The sequence below is a fragment of the Haemophilus sputorum HK 2154 genome (assembly GCF_000287615.1).
Taxonomy (GTDB): domain Bacteria; phylum Pseudomonadota; class Gammaproteobacteria; order Enterobacterales; family Pasteurellaceae; genus Haemophilus_A; species Haemophilus_A sputorum.
Window position 1 is genome coordinate 1 of sequence record NZ_ALJP01000018.1, and the last position, 8,892, is coordinate 8,892.

General features: G+C 39.8%; 8 protein-coding genes and 1 rRNA gene. 1 reads left to right on the forward strand and 8 read right to left on the reverse strand.

From position 1 onward, the window contains the following. Positions 1-1,018, reverse strand: a 16S ribosomal RNA gene (locus HMPREF1128_RS08165); the annotation flags it as partial. A gap of 489 nt (positions 1,019-1,507) precedes the next feature. Between HMPREF1128_RS08165 and tal the strand changes: the two genes are divergently transcribed. Continuing rightward, on the forward strand, positions 1,508-2,455 hold the full coding sequence (gene tal / locus HMPREF1128_RS08170) for a transaldolase (protein WP_007526258.1): 948 nt from the start codon (positions 1,508-1,510) through the stop codon (positions 2,453-2,455). Between the two features lie 135 nt (positions 2,456-2,590). Here tal and gnd read toward each other — a convergent pair whose 3' ends face one another. The 7 genes from gnd to HMPREF1128_RS08205 all read right to left on the reverse strand — a co-directional run. After that, positions 2,591-4,045 carry a decarboxylating NADP(+)-dependent phosphogluconate dehydrogenase gene (gnd, locus tag HMPREF1128_RS08175; RefSeq protein WP_007526275.1) on the reverse strand — a complete coding sequence of 485 codons (1,455 nt, stop codon included), beginning with the start codon at positions 4,043-4,045 and terminating at the stop codon, positions 2,591-2,593. 172 nt (positions 4,046-4,217) lie between these two features. Then, positions 4,218-4,469, reverse strand: coding sequence for a YceK/YidQ family lipoprotein (locus HMPREF1128_RS08180; protein ID WP_007526261.1), 252 nt, complete (start codon positions 4,467-4,469; stop codon positions 4,218-4,220). A 71-nt stretch (positions 4,470-4,540) separates the two neighbouring features. Further along, positions 4,541-4,933 carry a GNAT family N-acetyltransferase gene (locus HMPREF1128_RS08185; RefSeq protein WP_007526268.1) on the reverse strand — a complete coding sequence of 131 codons (393 nt, stop codon included), beginning with the start codon at positions 4,931-4,933 and terminating at the stop codon, positions 4,541-4,543. Between the two features lie 157 nt (positions 4,934-5,090). Beyond that, positions 5,091-6,131 (reverse strand): DUF1176 domain-containing protein, encoded by a 1,041-nt coding sequence (locus HMPREF1128_RS08190; RefSeq protein ID WP_007526263.1) that lies wholly within the window; start codon positions 6,129-6,131, stop codon positions 5,091-5,093. A gap of 71 nt (positions 6,132-6,202) precedes the next feature. Beyond that, on the reverse strand, positions 6,203-7,258 hold the full coding sequence (locus tag HMPREF1128_RS08195; RefSeq protein ID WP_007526273.1) for a DUF1176 domain-containing protein: 1,056 nt from the start codon (positions 7,256-7,258) through the stop codon (positions 6,203-6,205). Positions 7,259-7,329: 71 nt separating this feature from the next. Further along, the gene (locus HMPREF1128_RS08200) at positions 7,330-8,376 is read right to left on the reverse strand and encodes a DUF1176 domain-containing protein (RefSeq protein ID WP_007526270.1); all 1,047 of its coding nucleotides are present in this window, start codon (positions 8,374-8,376) and stop codon (positions 7,330-7,332) included. A gap of 72 nt (positions 8,377-8,448) precedes the next feature. Continuing rightward, positions 8,449-8,892 (reverse strand): DUF1176 domain-containing protein (locus HMPREF1128_RS08205; protein ID WP_007526266.1); only part of this gene is annotated, 444 nt, incomplete at its 5' end.

The window sequence follows — 8,892 nt, forward strand, 5'->3', positions numbered from 1 at the left end:
CATCTCTGGAAAGTTCTCTGGATGTCAAGAGTAGGTAAGGTTCTTCGCGTTGCATCGAATTAAACCACATGCTCCACCGCTTGTGCGGGCCCCCGTCAATTCATTTGAGTTTTAACCTTGCGGCCGTACTCCCCAGGCGGTCGATTTATCACGTTAGCTACGGGCGCCAAGCTTAAAGCCCAACCCCCAAATCGACATCGTTTACAGCGTGGACTACCAGGGTATCTAATCCTGTTTGCTCCCCACGCTTTCGCACATGAGCGTCAGTACATTCCCAAGGGGCTGCCTTCGCCTTCGGTATTCCTCCACATCTCTACGCATTTCACCGCTACACGTGGAATTCTACCCCTCCCTAAAGTACTCTAGCGACCCAGTATGAAATGCAATTCCCAGGTTAAGCCCGGGGCTTTCACATCTCACTTAAGTCACCGCCTGCGTGCCCTTTACGCCCAGTTATTCCGATTAACGCTCGCACCCCCCGTATTACCGCGGCTGCTGGCACGGAGTTAGCCGGTGCTTCTTCTGTAGTTAACGTCAATCATCTAGTCTATTAAACTAAATGCCTTCCTCGCTACCGAAAGAACTTTACAACCCGAAGGCCTTCTTCATTCACGCGGCATGGCTGCATCAGGGTTCCCCCCATTGTGCAATATTCCCCACTGCTGCCTCCCGTAGGAGTCTGGACCGTGTCTCAGTTCCAGTGTGGCTGGTCATCCTCTCAGACCAGCTAGAGATCGTCGGCTTGGTGAGCCTTTACCTCACCAACTACCTAATCCCACTTGGGCTCATCTCATGGCAGGTGGCCTTGCGGTCCCACCCTTTAATCTCTCGATATTACGCGGTATTAGCTACAGTTTCCCGTAGTTATCCCCCTCCATAAGCCAGATTCCCAAGCATTACTCACCCGTCCGCCACTCGTCAGCAAAGAAAGCAAGCTTTCTTCCTGTTACCGTTCGACTTGCATGTGTTAAGCCTGCCGCCAGCGTTCAATCTGAGCCATGATCAAACTCTTCAATTCAAGTTCAATCGCTCAATACTGCTGACATAAAATGTCACTACTTAAAAAGTATAATGAATTTCTAGTTAGCACCTATTAAGACTTCAAAATTAAAAATATTTTTAAATTAAGTCAATCAACAAGTGCCCACACAGATTGTCTGATATGTTGTTAAAGAACAAAAATAAACGACGCACTGCTTTTTCTGAAGATTCACAACAGCGCGTCGTTGTGTGGGGTGCATTATAGAGAAATATCAAATCCTTGCAAGTCTTTTTTGCAAAATTTTTTGATTTTTTTACCGCTTGTTGAAAATTACGACAGCGAGTATAAATTCGCATCAACAAGCGGTCTATTTTCCTCCAAGTTTTGCAAATTACTTAATAATATATAGTTTGTATGTTGTGATTGTTTTTAATGGAGTCTGAAAAAAATTGATATAAATTACATAAAAGCTTTCCTATTTAGGTTAATATGCCATAATAAGAAAAAAACAGAAGAGGAACTATTATGAACCAATTAGACGCTTTACGCGAAATGACTGTTGTTGTTGCTGATACTGGTGATATTGATGCGATTAAACAATATCAACCACAAGACGCAACAACTAACCCTTCTTTAATTTTAAGTGCTTCTGCACTACCACAATATGCACCATTAATTGATGAAGCTGTGGCTTATGCAAAATCTAAAAGCAATGATAAGGCTCAACAGCTAATTGATGCTGAAGACAAATTAGCCGTAAACATCGGTTTAGAAATCCTAAAAATTGTCCCAGGGCGCATTTCAACAGAAGTTGATGCTCGTTTTTCTTATGATACAGAGAAAACTATTGCTAAAGCACGCAAATTAATGGCTTTATATAATGAAGCTGGTATCTCTAACGATCGTATTTTGATTAAAATTGCCTCTACATGGCAAGGTATTCGTGCCGCTGAAGTATTAGAGAAAGAAGGCATTAACTGTAACCTCACATTATTATTCTCTCAAGCACAAGCACGCGCTTGCGCAGAAGCTGGTGTTTACTTAATTTCTCCTTTCGTAGGCCGTATTTTAGACTGGTATAAAGCACACGAAGGTAAAGAATATGCAGCAAGTGAAGATCCGGGCGTAATTTCTGTAACCGGCATTTATAACTACTATAAACAATATGGTTATAACACTATTGTAATGGGTGCGAGTTTCCGTAATGTTGGCGAAATCACTGAACTTGCTGGTTGTGATCGTCTTACTATTGCACCACCTTTATTAAAAGCATTACAAGAAAGCAACACTGCTCTTGTACGTAAATTAGAATATAAAGGTGAAGTAAAAGCTCGTCCAGAGAAACTGACTGAAGCAGAATTCTACTGGGAGCATAACCAAGATCCGATGGCAGTTGAAAAATTAGCTGAAGGTATCCGTAAATTTGCAATTGACCAAGAAAAATTAGAAGCGATGTTAGCTGAAAAACTATAAGGCTACATTGAGAAATTTAAAAGGCTGAGTTCGGAAAATCGAAACTCAGCCTTTTATTTTAGCTATAAAAATCTGCATCTAGTTTCATTAGCTATCTAATTTGACTAAGATGCAGAATCATTTATTGTAAGTTAGTTACACATCATATTTTGTTGATGCAGTATTACCACCGCGACCTGTCCAGTTGGTGTGGAAGAATTCACCGCGTGGTTTGTCGGTGCGCTCATAAGTATGTGCGCCGAAGTAGTCACGTTGTGCTTGCAATAAGTTTGCTGGTAAACGTGCTGAAGTATAGCCATCTAAGAAAGTAATAGCTGATGCCATGCAAGGCATTGGAATACCCACTTCAATAGACTTCGCTACCACTTTACGCCATTCACCCATTGCAGATTCTAAAATACCTTTAAAGTAGCTATCTGAACCTAAGAAAATTAAATCTGGATTTGCCTCATACGCATCACGGATATTACCTAAGAAACGGCTACGGATAATACAACCTTCACGCCATAATAATGCGGTATTGCCGTAATTGATATTCCAGTTAAAGTTTTCTGATGCTTCACGAATTAACATAAAGCCTTGTGCGTAAGAAATAATTTTTGATGCTAACAATGCTTTACGAACAGCTTCAATCCAAACGTTCTTATCACCTTCCACTTTACCCACAGTTTTACCAAATAATTGGCTTGCTGCAATACGTTGATCTTTGAATGCAGATACACAACGTGCAAACACAGATTCAGTAATTAACGTTAATGGAATACCAAAATCAAGCGCATTGATCCCTGTCCATTTGCCCGTACCTTTTTGTCCTGCAGTGTCTAAGATTTTATCTACAAGGCGGCTACCATCTTCATCTTTATAACCAAGGATATCAGCGGTGATGTCGATTAAGTAGCTGTCTAATTCAGTGTTACGCCATGCTTTGAAAGTCGCTTCCAACTCATCATCAGATAAGCCCACGCCTTCTTTTAAGAATTGGTAAGCTTCACAAATTAACTGCATATCGCCATACTCGATACCATTATGTACCATTTTCACAAAATGGCCTGCACCATCTTTACCCACCCAATCACAGCAAGCTTCACCTTTGTCAGTTTTTGCTGAAATAGCTTGTAACACAGGTTTTACAAATGTCCATGCTTCTTCATTACCACCTGGCATAATAGATGGCCCATGACGCGCACCTTCTTCACCACCAGAAACACCTGTACCGATAAAGCGAATGCCTTTTTCACGCAACGCTGCCACACGACGGTTGGTGTCCGGATAGTTTGAGTTACCGCCATCAATAATGATGTCGCCATCTTCTAAGTGCGGTAGTAATGCGTCAATGAATTGATCCACTACATCACCTGCACGCACCATTAACATCACTTTACGTGGTTTTTCTAATTTAGAAGCTAAATCTTCTAAAGAGTATGCACCGATAATATTGGTGCCTTTTGCTGCACCTTGTAAAAATTCATCCACTTTTGAAGTGGTACGGTTATATGCTACGACTTTAAAGCCATGATCATTCATATTTAAAATGAGGTTTTGCCCCATTACGGCTAAGCCGATAACACCGATGTCGCCTTTGATTGACATTGTTTTCTCCTGTTATAGGGTGGGATTATCCCACCGTTATTTTTGAAATGGTTAATGGTGGGAAATCCCACTCTAATTAATAAAATTAGTATGCCTCTAGTTTATCTAATTACTCTCTCTTATTGATACATTTTAACAGGACGTCACTAACATGCTCACAACACTGCAGTGCCTAATCTTGAACTAAATTTTGAATACCCTTAACGGGTAACATTAATGTATCCCCAACGAAACTGAATGGAAAATCAATAATTGCAAGTGGAGTAAGTATAACAAGCCCTGCGCAACCTACGTTCTTACAAGGTTCCATCAATTCCATATCCTGTTGAATACCACTATAAGGCTTAGATTGATCTAAGGTCGACAAGGTACCACAACCTGCTAAAGGTAATGTTATTAATGCAAGAAAAAGCCATTTTTTCATTTTTATGCCTATACACATTCCAGGAAAGGGACTATTTAAATCTAAAGTGCGGTCACTTTCCCAAACGTTTTTTAACTCTTCGTCCACGCACTCATATGCTGCGTAAATCCAATATGCGGATAATATTCCACTGCTTGCGGTGCTGCTAATAATACGATTTTTGCTTGTGGATGCAAGGCTTGCTTGGTGTATTTAATCAACTGTTGACCAATCCCTTGTTTTTGATACTGTTCCTCCACCGCTAAATCAGACAAATAACAACAATAAGCAAAATCTGTTACTGAACGGGCTACACCCACTAATTGCTCGCCATCCCAAGCGGTGACTAACAAATCTGCATGATGCAACATCATTGCCACGCGCGCTTCATCTTCTAATGGACGGCGAGAACCCAGCGTTGTTTTATTTAGCAATTCAATAAATTGTTTGACTGAAATCGGTTCGTTAATTTTATAGTGAATCACTTGAACCTCCTAATAGTCCTATGTCGCTAAAATGGAATAAAGATTTTACCATTGTATACCGCATCTTGCCCAGACTAACGAGACTTTTTCACCCTATAAACATACAAAAACAAATTTGCAAACGAATCATTAAATCTGACCGCTTGCAAATAAGCCTCTATGGCTTGTTAACCACCTGTTGACTCACAAAAGTTGGGAAAGCACCCCACGCACCACCAATAAATCTTTTACAAGAACCAGAGGTCTGTGCTTTAGTGAGAATAAAAGTTTTACCATTCCATCCAACTTCTTGACTATACCAACAATCTCCAACACCATCCGTTTTTAATACGCCTACAATGAAAGCATCAAATTTTTTATCATAATAACTCGCAAAGTCATATTGATTTTCCAATACTTGTTCTACTTTACCCAATTCATTATCCATGACCGCATAATAGTTATTATAAGGTGCACCACCATTGTCACATTCTACCTCAGCTAAAATTTTTCCATCAGTGAGCGAATAAAGTGTAATTTCATAATCATGAAGAGAATTGCAGTAATTACTTGAGATGGTCTCATTACTTTTACGCAATAATGCTAATACGGCATCAAATTGTTTTTCGCCTCGTTTTAATTTGGTTTTTCTAGGATTTTTAATATAGGCAAGTTGAATTTTCGGCACATCTTGTGGCGCTAATACAGCATGCTTTTCTTGACCTTGGCGAATTAGCGCTGACGGCGTGTCTAAACGCTGTTGAAATTCATCCATTTTAAGCATCGCAGCTTTAGCTCCTTCATTCGATAACTTGCCCCTAAATTGACCAGAAATGAATTCAATATCTGCATTGTTTTTTAAGGCAGTTAATAATGCATCCGTTTGTTTCTCATCTAATGCTGCGACTTGTTTATCAAGCGCTATATCCTCCATCTTTGGCACGATACTGAGCAATTCCCCATTGAGCCTAATTTCTACGGGATTGCCCTTATCGCTCCCATTATTGACCGATATTGTTAAAGATGATTTTACTGCCGCATTCTCACCGGCTTCTCGCCTAAATAAAAGTGAAACCAAACCATTTTGATAACCTACCATATTACAAGTACCGGTATTATCGCAAATCAAATCCCAATCTTGATAGTTTTCAAAAAAACCTTGAATGGGTGTTGCAATTGCTGTGAACGGTAATAGTGAGAGAAGAATAATTTTTTTCATGTTATAAATACCCAAAAGAAGATTTGCAAAAAATAGAGAAAATCTGCCCGCTTACAAGCAGGCTGTGATTTTTATTTTACTTTAAACTCGCTCACAAAAGTCGGCAATCCGCCCCATGCTCCACCAATAAAGCCTTTACTAGAACCAGAAGTATGTTCCGCTGTAGTGATGAAAGTTTTGCCATTCCATGCTGCTTCGTAGCCATACCAGCTCTCAGCAAGGCCACTAGATTTATATGATCCTTCTACAATTAAAGCATTAAGCTTCTCATCATAATATGCAAAGTTGTATTGATCTTCCAATACTTGTTCTACTTTGCTCAATTTATTGTCCATGACCGCATAATAGCCGGTGTAAGCTGCACTACCACTGATACACACTGCCTCAGCTAACACTTTTCCCTGCGTAAGTGAATAAAGTGTAATTGTCTTCTGTTCAGAATCATCATGAAGAGACAAACAGTAATCAATTGCACTACTATCAGCACTTTTACGCAATAATGCTAATACAGCATCAAATTGTTTTTCGCCTCGTTTTAATTCTGTTTTGCTAGGGTTTTTAATATAGGCAACTTGAATTTTGGGTGCGGCTTGTGGTGCTAATACCGCATGTTTTTCTTGACCTTGACGAATAAGTGCTGAAGGCGTATTTAACCGCTGTTGGAATTCATCCATTTTGAGCATGGCTGCCGCTGCACCTTTGTCTGACACTTTGAGCGTGGTTTTTCCATAGGTGAGACGAATTTCGCTTTCTTTTTTCAATCCGCTAAGTAGTGCCTTAGTTTGCGCCTCAGTGAGTTTATCTGGGTTCTCATCAGAAATATGTTTGACTGTGCCTAATGATTTGCCATTTAGCCAAATTTCAATGTCTTGACCGACTTGAACATCACGGTCGGCTTCACCGAATGGTGAAATAGTGAGTTTCCCTTCAACAGCAGCATTTTCACCTGCTGCGCGAGTAAATAAAATAGAAACTGGATCGTCTCCTTCCTCTTGATAACCTGCCATACGACAAGTGCCAAGATTATCACAAATTAAATCCCAATCTTGGTAGTTTTCTCCAATACCTTTGATTGAAGTTGCCATTGCAGTAAGTGGCAATAATGATAGAAGAATATATTTTTTCATTTTATCAATTCCTAAAAGAAGTTTTGCAAAAAATCATAAAAATCTGCCCGCTTACAAGCGGGCAGTGATTTTTATTTGACGTTAAGCTCAGTCACAAAAGTCGGCAATCCACCCCACGCACCACCCATAAAGCCTTTACCAGAACCAGAAGTATATTCCGCTGTAGTGATGAAAGTTTTGCCATTCCATGCTGCTTCGTGGCCATACCAGCTATAACCAATGCCATCAGATTTAAATGATCCTTCTACAATTAAAGTATTAAGCTTCTCATCATAACGTGCAAAGGTGTATTGATTTTCCAATACTTGTTCTACTTTGCTCAATTTATTGTCCATAACCGCATAATAGCCGGTGTAATATGCGCCATCACTGAGACACGCTGCCTCAGCTAAAACTTTTCCATGCGTAAGTGAATAAAGTGTAATTGTCTTCTGTTCAGAATCATCATGAAGAGACGCACAGTCACTTGCACTACTATTAGCGCTTTTACGCAATAATGCTAATACGGCATTAAATTGTTTTTCGCCTCGTTTTAATTCTGTTTTGCTAGGTTTTTTAATATAGGCAACTTGAATTTTAGGTGCTGCCTGTGGCGCTAATACCACATGTTTTTCTTGACCTTGACGAATAAGTGCTGAAGGTGTGTTTAAACGTTGTTGAAACTCATCCATTTTGAGCATCGCGGCAGCTGCACCTTTATCAGAGACTTTCTCCTTAAACTCCCCAAAAATCACTTCAATACTTGCATTACCTTTTAGTGCAGTGAGTAATTCAGTTGTTTGTTTTTCACTTAATTTTGCGTTCCCATCCTCTGAAATATTTGGAACAGTACCGAGTGATTGACCATTTAAGATAATTTCAGCCGTTTTATTACCAACATCTTCACGTAATAATGCCAACTGTGCGGTCACAGATGCTTTCTCACCCGCACTTCGAGTAAATAAAATCGAAACAGGATGCTCAGAGCCATCTCTTTCTTCTTGATAACCCGCCATATTACAAGTACCGGTATTATCACAAATCAAATCCCAGTTTTGATAAGTTTCCACAATACCTTTTAACGATGGCGCAGCCATTGCAGTAAGTGGTAATAGTGAGAGAAGAATAACTTTTTTCATGTTATAAATTCCTAAAAGAAGATTTGCAAAAAGTTCGTCAAATCTAAGCGCTTGTAAGCACGTGTTGTTGATTTATTTTACGATGATATCGCTGACGAAAATCGGTAACTGCCATGCGCCACCAGTAAAACCTTTACAAGATCCCGTTGTCCACTCTGAAGTGCGGATAAAAATTTTGCCATTCCATACTGCATCTTCACTGTTCCAGCAATCACCTATTACTCGCCCCTTGTAAATGCCTCTTACAAACGCATAACCTTGTTTTTCATCATAGCCTGCTTCGTTGTACTGATCCGCCAACACTTGTTCTACTTTGCTCAGTTTGTCATCGAGTACAGCATAGTAATTAGTGTATTGATAAGCGGCTCTGGCACAGAGTGCTTCAGCTAATACCTTGTTTTGTGTTAAGGGATAAAGCGTTATATCTTGGCTTTCTAAGTCTTCATCAACGCAGCCATCGTGGGCTTTACGTAACAGTGCTAGAACATGATTAAATTGTTTTTCACCGCGTTTTAA